The 14644-nt window shown below is 46.1% G+C and carries 15 protein-coding genes and 1 other annotated feature; of the genes, 6 read left to right on the plus strand and 9 right to left on the minus strand.

The features are described from left to right. From MKY42_RS20200 to MKY42_RS20215, 4 genes are all read right to left on the minus strand, one after another. Positions 1 to 807 carry an ABC transporter permease gene (locus MKY42_RS20200; RefSeq protein ID WP_063563212.1) on the minus strand — a complete coding sequence of 269 codons (807 nt, stop codon included), beginning with the start codon at positions 805 to 807 and terminating at the stop codon, positions 1 to 3. A gap of 23 nt (positions 808 to 830) precedes the next feature. Further along, positions 831 to 1625 carry an ABC transporter ATP-binding protein gene (locus MKY42_RS20205; RefSeq protein ID WP_090900123.1) on the minus strand — a complete coding sequence of 265 codons (795 nt, stop codon included), beginning with the start codon at positions 1623 to 1625 and terminating at the stop codon, positions 831 to 833. Positions 1626 to 1655: 30 nt separating this feature from the next. Then, positions 1656 to 2660: an ABC transporter substrate-binding protein gene (locus MKY42_RS20210; RefSeq protein ID WP_090900125.1), complete on the minus strand. Its 1005-nt coding sequence runs from the start codon at positions 2658 to 2660 to the stop codon at positions 1656 to 1658. A 147-nt stretch (positions 2661 to 2807) separates the two neighbouring features. Continuing rightward, entirely contained in the window at positions 2808 to 4322 is a 1515-nt protein-coding gene (locus MKY42_RS20215) for a carboxypeptidase M32 (protein ID WP_090900128.1), read from the minus strand. A 223-nt stretch (positions 4323 to 4545) separates the two neighbouring features. Here MKY42_RS20215 and MKY42_RS20220 point away from each other — a divergent pair, with 223 nt between their 5' ends. The 4 genes from MKY42_RS20220 to MKY42_RS20235 all read left to right on the plus strand — a co-directional run bounded on the left by MKY42_RS20220 (position 4546) and on the right by MKY42_RS20235 (position 6751). Beyond that, positions 4546 to 5121: a carbonic anhydrase gene (locus tag MKY42_RS20220; protein ID WP_090900131.1), complete on the plus strand. Its 576-nt coding sequence runs from the start codon at positions 4546 to 4548 to the stop codon at positions 5119 to 5121. Positions 5122 to 5295: 174 nt separating this feature from the next. Continuing rightward, a complete protein-coding gene (locus MKY42_RS20225) occupies positions 5296 to 5862 on the plus strand; it encodes a PadR family transcriptional regulator (protein WP_090900135.1) in 567 nt (188 codons plus the stop codon). Between the two features lie 98 nt (positions 5863 to 5960). Continuing rightward, on the plus strand, positions 5961 to 6467 hold the full coding sequence (locus MKY42_RS20230; RefSeq protein ID WP_090900138.1) for a hypothetical protein: 507 nt from the start codon (positions 5961 to 5963) through the stop codon (positions 6465 to 6467). Between the two features lie 5 nt (positions 6468 to 6472). Beyond that, positions 6473 to 6751, plus strand: a complete 279-nt coding sequence (locus MKY42_RS20235) for a YxcD family protein (RefSeq protein ID WP_024630486.1) — start codon at positions 6473 to 6475, stop codon at positions 6749 to 6751. Positions 6752 to 6897: 146 nt separating this feature from the next. On the opposite strand, the gene tyrS is transcribed toward MKY42_RS20235, so the two are convergent. From tyrS to MKY42_RS20255, 4 genes are all read right to left on the minus strand, one after another. Beyond that, complete coding sequence (gene tyrS / locus MKY42_RS20240) at positions 6898 to 8157, minus strand: tyrosine--tRNA ligase (protein ID WP_090900141.1); 1260 nt, start codon at positions 8155 to 8157, stop codon at positions 6898 to 6900. Positions 8158 to 8283: 126 nt separating this feature from the next. After that, positions 8284 to 8505: a binding site (T-box leader), on the minus strand. A 99-nt stretch (positions 8506 to 8604) separates the two neighbouring features. Continuing rightward, positions 8605 to 9054, minus strand: coding sequence for a DUF4375 domain-containing protein (locus MKY42_RS20245; RefSeq protein WP_179264203.1), 450 nt, complete (start codon positions 9052 to 9054; stop codon positions 8605 to 8607). 5 nt (positions 9055 to 9059) lie between these two features. Further along, on the minus strand, positions 9060 to 9518 hold the full coding sequence (locus tag MKY42_RS20250) for an Imm63 family immunity protein (RefSeq protein WP_339844196.1): 459 nt from the start codon (positions 9516 to 9518) through the stop codon (positions 9060 to 9062). A 66-nt stretch (positions 9519 to 9584) separates the two neighbouring features. Continuing rightward, a complete protein-coding gene (locus tag MKY42_RS20255) occupies positions 9585 to 11060 on the minus strand; it encodes a YdiU family protein (RefSeq protein ID WP_305729138.1) in 1476 nt (491 codons plus the stop codon). Positions 11061 to 11278: 218 nt separating this feature from the next. Here MKY42_RS20255 and MKY42_RS20260 point away from each other — a divergent pair, with 218 nt between their 5' ends. Further along, positions 11279 to 11716: a hypothetical protein gene (locus tag MKY42_RS20260; protein ID WP_090900153.1), complete on the plus strand. Its 438-nt coding sequence runs from the start codon at positions 11279 to 11281 to the stop codon at positions 11714 to 11716. A gap of 162 nt (positions 11717 to 11878) precedes the next feature. Here the strand turns inward: MKY42_RS20260 and MKY42_RS20265 are convergent, their stop codons facing one another. Next, positions 11879 to 13195 carry a nucleobase:cation symporter-2 family protein gene (locus tag MKY42_RS20265; RefSeq protein ID WP_339844200.1) on the minus strand — a complete coding sequence of 439 codons (1317 nt, stop codon included), beginning with the start codon at positions 13193 to 13195 and terminating at the stop codon, positions 11879 to 11881. A 353-nt stretch (positions 13196 to 13548) separates the two neighbouring features. On the opposite strand from MKY42_RS20265, the gene MKY42_RS20270 reads away from it, so the two are divergent. Continuing rightward, positions 13549 to 14604, plus strand: coding sequence for an S-layer homology domain-containing protein (locus MKY42_RS20270; RefSeq protein ID WP_339844203.1), 1056 nt, complete (start codon positions 13549 to 13551; stop codon positions 14602 to 14604). The last annotated feature ends 40 nt before the right edge of the window (positions 14605 to 14644 follow it).

Below are 14644 nucleotides of genomic sequence, written 5' to 3' on the forward strand. Positions count from 1 at the left end.
TTACCTGCGTCCTGCCAGCAGCTTTCGTTCTACATATACAACGAGTTGGTACATCGCTGTGGCTACAGCCGCAATAATCAACAAGCTCGATAAAACAAGGGTAAAGTTGAACACTTGAAATCCATAGATGATCAGATAGCCCAATCCCTGCTTGGCGACCAGAAATTCACCCACAATCACACCGACCCAGGCCATGCCCACGTTTACTTTCAAGGTAGAGACAATGGCAGGAAACGAAGCGGGCAATACGACTTTGCTGAAAATCTCGGAGCGATCGCCACCAAACGTACGGATAACCTTAATATAGTTCTGATCTACTTCATTAAAGCTGTTATACACGACAAGTGTAGTAATAATGACTGTAATGGATAACGTCGTCATGACAATGGCCGTAAATCCTGCACCAAACATAACGATAAAGATTGGACCCAGCGCTACTTTGGGCATGCTGTTGAACACAACCATATAGGGATCAAGCACTTTGGACAAAAAAGGAGACCACCAGATCAGAACCGCAAGCAGTGTTCCGACGAGTGTCCCCAGCAAAAAGCCGACTGCCGTTTCCCCAACGGTTACCCCAACATGCGCCCATAGTTCTCCACTGACGATATCCTTCCAGATCTGATTGAAAATTTTGCTCGGATAACTGAACAAAAGCACATCAATCCAGCGCAACCTTCCCGCCAGTTCCCACAGCAAAAACATAAACACCAGCATGGACAGCTGCACCGCCAGCACTTTATGTCGCCATCTGGCAACCTGTTGAATATGACTTTGGTGCAGCTGTCTCATCCAATCATCACGCATCTCCTGCTTCTGGTTCGTCTGATTCACCCGTTCTTCTCACCTCCTCCGGACTGATCCAGTTCACTCCATAACGCCTGGAACAGCTCATTGAACCCTGGCTGCTCCCTCGCGTGAAAAGGCTGTGCGTTCCGCAGATCTTCGGGAATGATAAACTGCTTCCGAATGCGCCCCGGATTGCGATCAAGCACGATGACGCGGTCACTGACGGCAATAGCTTCCGACAGATCATGGGTAACAAGCACCGAGGTTTTGCCGGATTTCTTCAATGTGTCCGAGACCAGATCCTCCAGCTGCAGCTTGGTTTGATAATCGAGTGCGGAAAAGGGTTCATCCAGCAACAGTATTCCCGGGTCCGTAGCCAGTGTACGTACCAAAGCCACCCGTTGCCTCATGCCCCCGGATAACTCGGAAGGATACTGGGCTTCGGTGCCAGCCAGACCCATACCTGCCAGCAGCTCACGTGTGCGCTCACGACTCTGTTCATTGAGCGTACCTGTCAGTTCAAGTCCGATCAGGGCATTATCCAAAATGGTGCGCCATGGAAACAGATAATCCTGTTGCAGCATATAGCCGATCTGGGCAGACGGGCCTTCGATGCGTTTCCCTTTAACCTTGACCTCGCCTGCGGTCGGTGTGAGCAGCCCGGCGATGATCGACAGCAATGTCGTTTTACCACATCCGCTTGGGCCGACAAGACTAACGAACTCTCCTTGCTCGACCTGAAGATTCAAATTTTCGATAACCAGTGATGCTTCACGCTCGCTGACATAAACTTGCGAAATTCCTTCCAGTCTGATCACCGTTTCGGATTCAGGCATACATGCTCACGTCCTTTCCTGAATACCTGGTTACTTCGCTGATGCTGCTTGTTCTGCATAGGAATTATCCACAATCGATTGAGAATCCACACGCTGTTTCAATTCTCCCGCAGCACTCATGACGTCCAGCAAGTTATTCCATTCGTCTTCATCAATGATTGGATCGGTTGCATAGGTGCCCTGTTCCTTGTAACGGTTCACACTGCTTACCAGAATGGCTGGATCGATATCTTTGAAATAAGGTTTGATGACTTCAGCAATCTCTTCAGCGGTGTGGGAATCCACCCATGCTTGTGCTTTGTGCAAGCCGTTAGTGAACTTCTGTACAATGTCTTTGTTGTCGTTGATATAACTTTGTTTGGTCATGAAGACCGTATAAGGCAGATGACCACTTTCCGTTCCAAACGAGGCTACAACCTTGCCGCGGCCCTCTTTCTCAAAAATGGACGCCTGAGGTTCAAACAGCTGTACATAATCCCCCGTACCTGAAGCAAATGCAGAAGCGATGTTGGCAAAATCCACATTTTGAATCAGTTCCAGATCTTTCTGCGGATCAATGCCATGTTTTTTCAGCGTGAATTCGCCTGCCATTTGAGGCATACCGCCTTTTCTTTGTCCAAGGAATGTACTCTGTTTCAATTGATCCCAATTGAAGTCGCCTTCGGGATTGCGGGCAAACAGGAACGTTCCGTCCGTCTGTGTAAGTTGGGCAAAGTTAATGACCGGATCTTCTGCGCCTTGTTGATAGACATAAATAGACGTCTCTGCTCCGACCAGTGCGATATCTACTGAGCCTGCAAGCAATGCAGCCATCGTTTTGTCTCCGCCAGCCGTCGTCTGAATGTCCACTTCAAGCCCCTGTTCCTTAAAAAAACCTTGGGCCACGGCCACATACTCAGGCGCGTAAAACACAGAACGTGTGACTTCACCAATCGTAATTTTGGTTTCATCCTTATCTCTATTGCAGCTGGTGAGAGCTACGATGATAATGAGCAAAATGACGATGGCCCGGATGAACCAGGGCGTGTATTTCATGATATTTCCCTCCTTCACTGGTTTCAGCTGTTCTCTCTACTATGAATATGCTGATGCCCAGCAAAAGGTTAAGAACTTGCATGCAAAAGAAGAGCCGGGCAAAGACGCCCCGCTCTTCAAGAGTTAGATGATGATGTTATAGCTGTACTACAGCTTGTAAATCTCGGTATATTTCGCTTCCAGATAATCGGCCAAATAGTCCGGGTTCAACTCTTCACCCGTTACGGCCACAATCAGTTCGGAAGGAGTGCGGCTTTTGCCATAACGATAAATTTTGTCAGTCAACCATTCCTTGATTGGAATCAGGTTACCTTCAGCAATATGGGCATCGAACTCCGGCATTTCTTTGCGCAGTGTATGTAGAATCTGTGCAGCATACATGTTGCCGAGCGAGTAAGAAGCAAAGTAACCAAAGTCACCACCCGACCAGTGCACATCCTGAAGCACACCCAGACCATCATTCGGCGGCACAACGCCAAGATATTCCTTGTATTTTGCATTCCAGGTCTCCGGCAGGTCCTTAACTTCCAGGCCTTCGTTAAACAGCATTTTCTCAATTTCATAACGAATGATGATGTGCAGATTGTACGTCAGCTCATCTGCCTCAATCCGGATCAGAGAGCTTTCAACCCGGTTAATTGCCCGATAAAAATCTTCTAACTCAACCTCGTTTAATTGAGGGAAGTGCTGTTGCAGATCTTTATAATAGCGCGTCCAGAATGGAAGACTGCGGCCAATCATATTTTCCCAAAGACGCGACTGGGATTCGTGGATTCCCATGGACGTTCCTTCGGCAAGAAGAGTACCAGCCAGGCTGTCGTCAATATTTTGCTCATACAGGGCGTGTCCGCCTTCGTGTAGTGAACTGAAGACCGCACTCGTCACATCATCCTGCAAATAGTTTGTCGTGATCCGCACATCTCCTGGATTCAGGCCCGTTGCGAACGGGTGAACACTCTCATCGAGTCTGCCGGCTTCAAAATCGTAACCCATTTGTCCCAGAATAAACAAACTGAATTTCTCCTGTTGATCCTTGTCAAACAGCTGGTTCAAGAACTCTGTCTCCGGTTTGTTGGCCGACGCGTTGATCTTCTCTTGCAGAGGCACCAAGCGGGCTTTGAGACGGGCAAATACCGCATCCACCTTTTCTACCGTCAGTTCTGGCTCATACATGTCAAGAAGGGTATCATAACGAGTATCTTTCACACCCCAGTAGTCAATGAACTCTTGTTTGAGCTTCACAATATCGGTAAGGTAGGGCGAGAAACCTGCAAAATCGCTATTATGCTTGGCATCTTCCCAAGCCGTTTCCGATTTGGCGGTAAGTACGGTATACGCTTGTACTTTTTCCGGTGGTACGGACTGACTGCGATTATATTCTTTCTGGCAATCTTCCACCTGACGGCGATCGATATCTTCCAGCTGTTCCAGCACCGCTGGACTTGTTAATGTATCCAGGTAGGATTTCATGTCAGCTGAGGTTTGCAGTTTGAATGCTTCGGTCGACAGCATGCCAAGTGTTTCCGAACGTGTCGGGACACCTTTTTTGGGCGCACCTGTGCGCAGATCCCAGTGAAGCAAACCAATGGCTTCATGATAACTCTTAATTTTGCGAGCCAGATTACGGAAGGATTCCAGCTGTTGCTGTGTTTGTTGTTCCATGGTTAACGTCCACCTCTTCAAAAAATGTTGGTTTCCCTATTGATGATACTTTTTGCATTGCGTATAATCAACTTTTAACAGATACAAATTGCATTATTCCTCCAAACCGAGGAATAATGCAATTTGTTGACCGTGGTATAATAAAAAACCAAAGGGCGTAGGACAAGCTGCATTTAATGCAAGTGGCCGTGCTCATCGTATTGGATAACAGGAGGCAATGGACATGAACAACATTCAAGAGATTCTGGCTTACAACAAATCATTTGTCGAGACTAAAGAATACGAAAAGTATACGGCTGGCAAATTCCCAACCAAAAAGATGGTCATCATCACTTGTATGGATACCCGTCTGGTGGAAATGCTGCCCAAGGCCATGAACCTGAAAAATGGCGATGTGAAAATCATCAAAAACGCTGGCGCAATCATCTCTCAACCTTTCGGGTCTGTTATGCGTAGTGTTCTCGTTGCCATCTATGAGCTTGGTGCCGATGAAGTACTGGTTGTTGGACATACGGAATGCGGTATGGCTTCCCTGCATGCAGAGACTATGATTGGACATATGGTTGAACGGGGTGTATCCGAGGAAGTCATGAGCACACTGGAGAACTCGGGCATACGTTTACAAAAGTGGCTACGCGGGTTTGACAGCGTTGAAGAGGGGGTAAAACATACTGTGGAAGTGATTAAGAAACATCCATTGCTTCCACCTACTGTACCCGTTCACGGCATGGTCATCGACTCCTACACGGGTGAACTTGATCTTGTCGCAGATGGGTACGGGCAACAGACATCTCTCTAAATGGTTTTGGGTGCGGACCTCAGGGTCCGCACTCTTTTTTTGTCTAAATTGAGGCAGTTGTTCTGTCAGGTTGTCAAACCATACAGTTTCAGTGTACACTTTTATGAAAGCGGTCAATGAGAACAATTTGCATTGTTTTCGCTGGCCCAGCCCTAATATTAAGGAGACATGTGCATGAACATACTTTCCTACGGATTGCTCGGGCTTCTTACCCGCGAGGAGTCATCAGGTTATGATCTAATGCTGAAGATCCAGCCGCATTGGCAGGCTAAACACAGTCAGATCTATCCCCTCCTCTCCAAAATGGAAAACGATGAGCTTTTAGCCTCCCGCTGGGTACAACAGTCTGACAAACCAGACAAGAAAATGTATGCAGTCACGGAGAAAGGTATTGAAAAACTGCTGGGATGGATGACCACTCCCGTTACCGCTCCAGTTACGCGCGACGAGTTCAATCTGCGCATTTTATGTGTAGGCATTGCGGAAGACGGAAGCATGAGACGCATTTTGAATGAGCGCAAAAACTGGTTCATGGAACGCATCCGTTATTTCGAAGATTTGAAGTCCCGAATCCCTCAGGATCATTTGCGAGTAGGCAGTCGGGAATTCGGAAGTTACATTCTGGTACAAAAAGGGTTGATGAACGCACAAACGGGTATCGAATGGTGTAACTGGGTAACCCAGCTACTGGATGGTCAAGCGGCAATTCAGGACCCTTGTCCAAGTATTTCAGAAAAATAAACAAAATTTGAAACGTTCCTGCAAGTTGACCGTATTACTTGAGTAAGGCCCATTTTTGGGGTAATCAAACAAATTTATCGGGGGGTTCGATCTTTACAATGAAGAAAAAATTCGGAATTAAACATCTCATGATGGTTTTCATGGCCTTTACATTGCTGTTTGCAACAGTCGGAGTCGCGAATCCGGATTCTGCTGACGCTAGACGTGGTGGCGGTTTCAAATCGGGAACCAAAAGTTATACCAACACACCTAAGAAATCCGATTCCAACAGTAATGTGAGCAAATCGAATACGAATAACAACTCCAGCAATGGAGCAGCTACAACGAACCGTGGCGGATTCTTCGGTGGTGGCGGTGGATTCATGAAAGGTATGATGCTGGGTGGTCTTGCTGGTATGATGTTCGGCGGATTGTTCGGTGGCATGGGCGCTCTGGGTAACATTCTTGGATTGCTCGTAAACGTAGCTGCAATCATGCTGATCGTAATGCTGGCAATGGCCCTGTTCAGAGCCATTACGAATCGCCGTAAACCAGCAGCAGATGGTCGTTATGACCGCCGTAATGATCGTGATGATGATGACCGTAACAGAAACGGACGGTACTAATCTCTATGGTTCTGAGTATGGATGAAATTGTCAACGCGATCTGTATTCACATGGCTGAACGCAAGGGTGTTCGCCCAACCGATGTCAATGTGGAACTGAGCTGGGAAGAAGATACGGGATATTCCGCTGAAGTCTGGATTCAAGGCCGCAGTCAGTATCTGGTCGAATCCAACATGATCGAAGCGATCCTGCGCTACCTGCACAGTGAATACGACATTCGGGCTTACCGTGAGAATGTAAGACTGGATCTGGATGAAGAGATCACAGCGATTGTGAATCAATAAATGAATAAGCCATTTGCGGATGGCATATAAAAAGGGCCGTCTCCATGATGTCAATGACATGATTGGGGACGGTCCTTTTTTGGTGTTGTTTGGGAAGATAATGCCTTCGCTATTACCTTCCCAAGATTCATACTACAATCCTGTGGCTATTTCAATTTCACCAGACTGTAGTTTTTCTTGCCTTTGCGGATAATGATGAATTTACCGCCGATTGCGTGCTCTGCAGAGACCGTGAATTCCAGCTCCGTCACTTTCTCACCATTCATGGAGATAGCCCCTTTGGTGACATCCTCACGCGCCTGACGTTTGGATGGTTCCAGGCCAAGATCCACGAGCCAATCTACAATATTTTTCGCTTCACCATCGGTTTCGAAGGTCGGCATTTCTTTGAATCCCTGCTCGATTTCGTCGGCTGTAAGGGAACGAATATCTCCGCTGAAGAGTGCTGCGGTAATGCGTTTCGCCTGCTCCAGCATATCGTCGCCGTGAACAAATTTCGTCATTTCTTCAGCGAGTGCCTTTTGTGCTTCACGCTTGTGCGGCTCCGCTTCTACCTTTTCAGCCAAAGCTTCAATCTCTTCTTTGCTTAGGAACGTGAAGTACTTCAGGTATTTAATTACATCACGGTCATCCGTGTTCGCCCAGAACTGGTAGAATTCGAATGGAGTCGTTTTATTCGCATCCAGCCAGATGGAACCGCCTGCAGATTTACCGAATTTCGTACCGTCGGATTTGAGCATAAGCGGGATCGTCAGACCGTAAGCTTTAGCTTCTGGCCCTTCTTTTTTACGGATCAGGTCCAGACCGCTTGTAATGTTGCCCCATTGATCGGAACCACCGATTTGCAGCTGTACACCCTCATGTTGGAACAGGTGCAGGTAATCGAGCGATTGGAGAATCTGGTAGGAGAACTCGGTAAACGAAATTCCGTCTTCCAGTCTGCTCGCAACTACATCTTTAGCCAGCATCGTGTTGAGATTAAAGTTTTTACCGTAGTCACGCAAAAATTCAATTACATTGATTTTGTGTGTCCAGTCGTAGTTATTGACCATACGTACCTGATTGTCGCCATCCGTTACAAAGAGCTTTTTCATTTGTGCAGTCAGAGCATCCACATTGGCCTGTACCTCTTCCAACGTTTGCAGGGAACGTTCCGATTGACGACCACTTGGATCACCAATGGTTCCTGTTGCCCCACCAATTAGAATCACTGGACGGTGCCCAGCAAGTTGGAAACGTTTCAGCATCATGAACGGGATCAAATGTCCGATATGCATGCTGTCTCCTGTAGGGTCAACCCCGCAGTACAATGAAACCGACGTCGTCTCGGTCAGCTCACGCAGACCCTCCGCATCCGTCTGTTGATTAATGGCGTCACGCCATTCCAGTTCATCAATAATATTCAAAACAAACAACCCCTTCTCTATGCAATGGTATTAGGCCATGATCTACGTTAAACGTGAATTCACAAGGAGCTAAGCCGGGTGAGCCTTTTTTGGACACAAAAAAATCGCCGCCTTGTCTTCAATAGACATAGGGACGATTATCATAACCGTGGTACCACCCAACTTGCACAGACAACAACTCACACGCTGTCCATACCGCTTTCAGCAAAATATCGTTTGCCATCCCGCTTGGCATTACCCAAGTACTCCAGAGTGTAATTCGCAGCCCTTGTATGTATCAGGTTCCATCAACCCCTGACTTTCTGTAACAGGGACAAAGCCGCTACTGCGCTCTATCAACGTAATTCATGTATTCAATTTATAGCCAGTATAGCCGAACGTTAATATCATTGCAAGACCAAGTATTTAAACTTTAGATAGAGCAATAGATGAGCGCCTATGCCTAACTTATAAAGACATCATGTTCAACTTCCTGTGATAATATGCATATGCCTTTTCTGCAATCTGATCTTCATTATTCCAAAATTGCTGATCCAGCGTATCCAGCTGGTGTTCCTCCTCTGATGTTAGAAACTTAGGAATATCCCACAGTCCGGTAAGTCTTTCATCCTCTTCCAAATGCTCAATGCAGCCGTATGCTGACTTAATGATATCCAACACTTGAGTCGCACCAATCGTATGTAATGCCCGCAACGCATAAAGGTACGCCTCTTCTCCCCAGTTGCAGAAAAATTGAACAAAACCACCGTTAAAGACATCCACCTCTAGCAGCCATAAAGCAGCAATTTCCTGTTCATTCGTTGTTAACGCAGCCCAGCCCTGAGCGGATTCATTCTTTTTCCCCACAAAGGTTAAGGCATATTCATACCACACATCATTAATATCCTGTTCACTCACGTCAATCACCTCTCTTTCCTTGGTTCCTGCCTCTCCAGATCATGCCGTTTACCCGTCTGATGCCAATACAAGTAAGGATCACCGAGCTGTTGGAAAGCCTTCTCAACACTTTGGGTCAGTTCTTGCGTCACTGCGTTTGTGTAATTCAAGTGTGTCTGTTTATTATCCACACCATATCGTTTCAGCAATTCCACATGCGCTGCCGTAAAAATGATATCCTCCAGCAGCCAGTAGATTACTTCTTCTGTCTGTTTCATTCTTTTTTCCAACATGACCATGCCACGCTCGTATATACGAACTATATATGCATTCTTTTCACTCTCTACATATGGAACACCTTCCCATTTATGGCTCTCAAACAAGCGGTTAACATAGTTCTCCATCTCCTGCCTGCGGAAGGATGTGCGCTCAAGCAACTGAAAAAGAGTTTTTGCAATCTCTGGTTTGCTTCGTATGTTGGACATAAAATCTCCTTTCGACATGATAATGAAAAAGCTGCCAATGGCAGCCTCTTCATAACAATTTTTCAATCAGGTTCCACAAAAAGTCCGGTAGGAGGTATCGCACTGCGTAGGCAGTTCCGCGTACTCAGCCTGTTCGGTAGAATGTGCAAACGGGTTGGAAAGAACAGCAAGAAGTTTTTCCATCACACTAAGATCTCCGTGATTCTCTGCTCGGTCCAGTGCTTCTTCCACCCGATGATTACGAGGAATCACCGCAGGGTTGTTAGACTTCATCAATTGCTGCGATTCTTCTTTCCCTTCCTGTTGTCTGCCCAATCTTGCCTGGCGACGCTCATTCCATTCTGCAAACTCTGAAGTGTCGAACAAGGGAGATCCGTTAAGCGTATCAAAGGTTAGTGCGAGAAACGTATTTGTGTAATCTGCAGTATGCTTCTCCATCAATTCAAGAAGATCCCTGATTAGCACTTCATCCTCAGCCTCTTCATTAAACAAGCCCAGTTTGCTCCGCATTCCCGAGAGCCAGTGGTGATGATACAATTCAGAGAATTGTGCAATGGCATCCTGGGCGATTTGTACAGCCTGATCTTCATCCTCATGCAGCAGTGGCAGTAGCGTCTCGGCAAATCGAGCCAGATTCCAGCCGCCAATATACGGTTGATTTCCATAAGCATATCGACCTTGCGTGTCAATGGAGCTAAATACTGTCGCTGGATTGTAGGCATCCATAAATGCACACGGCCCATAATCGATGGTTTCACCACTGATGGCCATATTATCCGTATTCATTACGCCATGAATGAAACCAACCTGCTGCCACTTAGCAATAAGTGAAGCCTGCCGCTGGATGACTTCCTGAAGCAGCTGCAGATAGCGATTGTCGGCTTCGGCAACATCGGGAAAGTGCCGTTTCAGTGTATAGTCCGCCAATGCTCTGAGCTCATCAATTGATCCCCATCTGGCTGCGTATTGGAAGGTTGCTACACGCAAATGACTTGAAGCTACTCGTGTCAGGATTGCACCAGGGCGCTCTGTTTCACGTGTAATGTTTTCTCCAGTAGACACAACCGCCAAACTTCGCGTTGTTGGAATCCCCAGTGCATACATCGCTTCACTAATAATATACTCTCGCAGCATGGGTCCAACGGCAGCACGTCCATCGCCTCCACGAGAATATGGGGTTCTTCCCGAACCTTTCAGCTGGATGTCCACTCGCTCGCCTTGTGGCGTGATCTGTTCTCCCAGCAGCAAAGCCCGTCCATCACCAAGCATGTTAAAATTGCCGAACTGATGACCTGCATAGGCCTGAGCCAGAGGCTCGGCACCTTCCGGAATCAGGTTTCCTGCAAACACCTCCGCTACTTCATCAGTGTTCAGTGCCTCAACATTCAGCCCCAGGCTGGCTGCAAGCAATGTATTGAAGATGATCAATTTTGGTGATTGAACAGGTACCGCACCCTGATTTGTAAAAAAGGTCTGTGGCAAACGTCCATAACTATTGTCAAAGTGCCAGCCTTTTTTCAACGTTTCTTGTTGCATGGTAATCACAACTCCTTTTCTGTAACCAAGCGATATCAGGATATCTCTTCGTTTTATTTTAGCCTTGTGAACCAATGCTCATTTATGTAGTCGCATGGAAATTCAACGGGAAGAACATGTAGCATGTTCATGATGAAACTTTAGCATATTTATATCCCTTTTGCATTCATCCTGCTGTAACTTTCATACCCCAGGCACCGTTTAAGTTTCAAGGGGGGATCAGATTGAGAAAATATATCTATGTGATTGGCTGTGTGACGCTTTTATTTATGTGCCTTACCGGGTGTTCAGCGGACAACATACAATCAAAGGGAAATCAGGTTATCGTTCAACAACCGGTTGAGAACTCCAATCAATACACCCTGTATAGAAAAATTACCGATCCAGCACAGGTGCAAGCCATCAGGAACATCACCGCCTCTATCCCATCGAACAATACTATAGCGGATATGGTACGGCCTCCGGATTATAAATTCTTTTTCGAGAAAAAGAACACAGATTCCTCAGATAAAAGTGTCATCTATAGCCTCTGGATCAGTCCTAATCAGGATCAAGTTGAAATCATTATTGAAAGCAAGCCTACTTATGTTCAATTAACTAAGAAGAAATCTGCCAAACTTTTCGAACTTATCACAGGTGAAAAGCTTCCGGGGTATGTTTGAATAAAAATATCCAATTGTACTCTGCAGACTCTGCAGTTTATCAACATAAAGACCCAAGAGGTTCATTTGCGAGGGGAATCATTCCCGATCATTCCACCTCAATGAATACCATCTTGGGTCTGTTCCATTTATTCAGATCGTATACCTGTTAGCAAGATGATCTTACGTATGTGCTTCTTGAGCCTGTACGGGCTGTACGGGCAGACTCTCTTTTTTTAATCCAAGGTTAAAGAAGATATTGAGCAGGATGGCACACAGACTACCTGTGATAATACCGTCACCAACAATAATGCGGATACTTTGAGGCAGCTGGGCAAACAGATCCGGCACAGCCGTGACGCCAAGACCGAGTGAAACCGAACAAGCAACGATTAACAGATTGGATTGCTTGCTGAAATCCACATGTTGCAGCATTTTAATCCCGGATGAGACTACCATGCCGAACAGAACAACCGTTGCCCCGCCGAGTACCGCGCTGGGAATAATCGTTGCGAATGCCGCAACTTTGGGGATCAGTCCAAGAAAAATCAGAATACCTCCGGCTGCAACAACCACATTGGTCGTTTTCACTTTGGAGAGCTGAACCAAACCGACATTCTGAGCAAATGTGTTATACGGAAAAGCATTGAAGATACCACCAAGTACAAATGCCAGACCTTCTGCGCGGTATCCTCGTGCCAAATCCTTTTCGTTAATCGGTTGATCACAGATTTTGCTCAAGGCCATAAACACACCTGTAGATTCGATAATGACAACGGTGCCGACAATAATCATGGTAATGATCGGACCGATTTCGAAGGTAGGCCATCCAAAATAAAAGGGCTGGGGCAAATGGAACCAGGAGGCTTCCTGTACAGAGCTGAAATTCACTTTCCCCATGAGGGCAGCGACGAGGGTACCCACAATAATACCAAGGAGGACTGCGAGGGATTTGACAAAGCCGCGAGCATATCGATTCAGCACCAGAATGAAGAGCAGCACCCCGAAAGAGAGAGCCAGATTGTCCAGACTTCCGAAATTTTCGCTGTTTGCTCCGCCTGCCATGTTTTTGATACCCGTTGGAATCAACGCCAGACCAATAATCGTTACGACTGTTCCAATCACGACGGGAGGAAACAGTTTGACGATTTTACTAAAGAAAACAGCACATATAACGATGAATATCCCTGCTGCTATAATGGAACCGTAAATGGCCGGAATCCCATATTGTGATCCAATCGCAATCATGGGAGTCACAGCAACAAATGAGCTTCCGAGAACCGCTGGCAAGCCAATCCCCAAGTACTTCCCTTTGCGTGCTTGAAGCCATGTCGCGATACCACAGGTTAACAGGTCAATCGATACCAGGTACGCCAATTGTTCCGCAGTCAGATTTAACGCTCTTCCCACAAGCAGCGGTACCAAAATGGCTCCGGCATACATCGCCAATACGTGCTGAATTCCCAGTGAAAAAATCCTCATTCTCTTCGTTTCTCTCATCCCTACCTGCCCCCTGTAATTTAGAATCACTTTACCGCTGCAAAATCATGTTATGTTGATTCACATTATATAAACAATTGCTTCAAGTTCCATGATTCATGTTGCGGAATTGTTACAAAATATAAATAGATTCAGTCTTTTTATGCTTCTTATACAAAATTAACACATAATCGATCTATTATATGTCAGTTAATATAACAACAAAAGTTGAATAACGTTGCACTCTTCATACTTCTTCGCCAAGGATAATTACACGTCACGATTTAGTAGTAAAGATTTCCTTTAGATCAATCTCTTGATCTCTGTTATGATGATTAACGGCAAATTTGAGAAATTCGGGAGGAACTTCCTAGATGAGACAAAATTTTAAAGGTATCACCCTATTTTACTTAACCATGCTTTTAGTGTTACTAGCCTGTCCTTGGAATAAGGCCGCTGCTGCCGATTCCTACAAATCGTTGGACTTATACTATCCAACAGACATTGACGATCACTGGGCATACGATACCCTTGACAACTTCGTTAATGCTGATTTACTAAACGGGTATCCCCTAAGTACTGGCGAAGTGGCTCTCAAGCCCAATCATCCCATTACCCGTGCAGAATTTGTTTCTATTCTTGTACAGGCGGCAGGGCTACATAGCACTGCTCAAGGGAAAGCCTTTAATGATGTGAACGCAGGCAAATGGTATGCCGATGCGGTCCGGATCGCTAGTTCACTTGGCGTAGTTGGAGGCATATCCAGTACTGAATTTGGTCCAGATCTCCCTATCACCCGCGGAGATATTGCCGTTATGGTTGTACGGACTTTCTCCAGCTCCATCCAATTTGAAGGCTCTGCCAAAACCTTTAAGGATGTCCCCAACTATTACGCAGCCTCGGCCATTGCAAAAGCAAGTCAAGCAAGGATCGTTTCGGGTATGACGACCACCACGTTTCAACCGTTTGCGAAAGCCACTCGCGCCCAATCGGTTGTCATGCTAGAGCGGGCTTTACGTTTGGAACAAACCCAGCTCCCTGATACAACTGAACTGATTACTCTGGCTTCCAACGCAACCGAACAGGAGATTACGTCGATGTCTGAACACAGCTACAATCAAGTGTCTGATATCTATGCTACATATTACACCGGTTATCAGCTCTCCTTTAATCTCACTTCACTTGAAGATCTGACATCCGCTCTGGATGAGCAAAGCCAGATGGATATTGATTGGATCTCCAAACCTGTTTTCTCCATTGTGGAGCGCTCCAATCAATATGCCGTATTGGAAGCGAATGGCGGCAAAATTAAAACGAGCATCAATGCAGGTAAGGACCTAAACGAAGAAACCATTTCATTAGACGGGTTGTATAGGCTCAAGAAAATGGATGATAACACCTGGAAAATCTACGCGGTTTTTACCTTATGAGGGATAACATCAGAAACACTGATAAATAACAAAAAGCACT

The sequence above is a fragment of the Paenibacillus sp. FSL W7-1088 genome (assembly GCF_037969855.1).
GTDB lineage: Bacteria > Bacillota > Bacilli > Paenibacillales > Paenibacillaceae > Paenibacillus.

Coding starts and splice junctions, on each gene's coding strand:
- MKY42_RS20200 (WP_063563212.1), bottom strand. CDS start 807: ATGCGTGATGATTGGATGAGACAGCTGCACCAAAGTCATATTCAACAG.
- MKY42_RS20205 (WP_090900123.1), bottom strand. CDS start 1,625: ATGCCTGAATCCGAAACGGTGATCAGACTGGAAGGAATTTCGCAAGTT.
- MKY42_RS20210 (WP_090900125.1), bottom strand. CDS start 2,660: ATGAAATACACGCCCTGGTTCATCCGGGCCATCGTCATTTTGCTCATT.
- MKY42_RS20215 (WP_090900128.1), bottom strand. CDS start 4,322: ATGGAACAACAAACACAGCAACAGCTGGAATCCTTCCGTAATCTGGCT.
- MKY42_RS20220 (WP_090900131.1), top strand. CDS start 4,546: ATGAACAACATTCAAGAGATTCTGGCTTACAACAAATCATTTGTCGAG.
- MKY42_RS20225 (WP_090900135.1), top strand. CDS start 5,296: ATGAACATACTTTCCTACGGATTGCTCGGGCTTCTTACCCGCGAGGAG.
- MKY42_RS20230 (WP_090900138.1), top strand. CDS start 5,961: ATGAAGAAAAAATTCGGAATTAAACATCTCATGATGGTTTTCATGGCC.
- MKY42_RS20235 (WP_024630486.1), top strand. CDS start 6,473: ATGGTTCTGAGTATGGATGAAATTGTCAACGCGATCTGTATTCACATG.
- MKY42_RS20250 (WP_339844196.1), bottom strand. CDS start 9,518: ATGTCCAACATACGAAGCAAACCAGAGATTGCAAAAACTCTTTTTCAG.
- MKY42_RS20265 (WP_339844200.1), bottom strand. CDS start 13,195: ATGAGAGAAACGAAGAGAATGAGGATTTTTTCACTGGGAATTCAGCAC.
- MKY42_RS20270 (WP_339844203.1), top strand. CDS start 13,549: ATGAGACAAAATTTTAAAGGTATCACCCTATTTTACTTAACCATGCTT.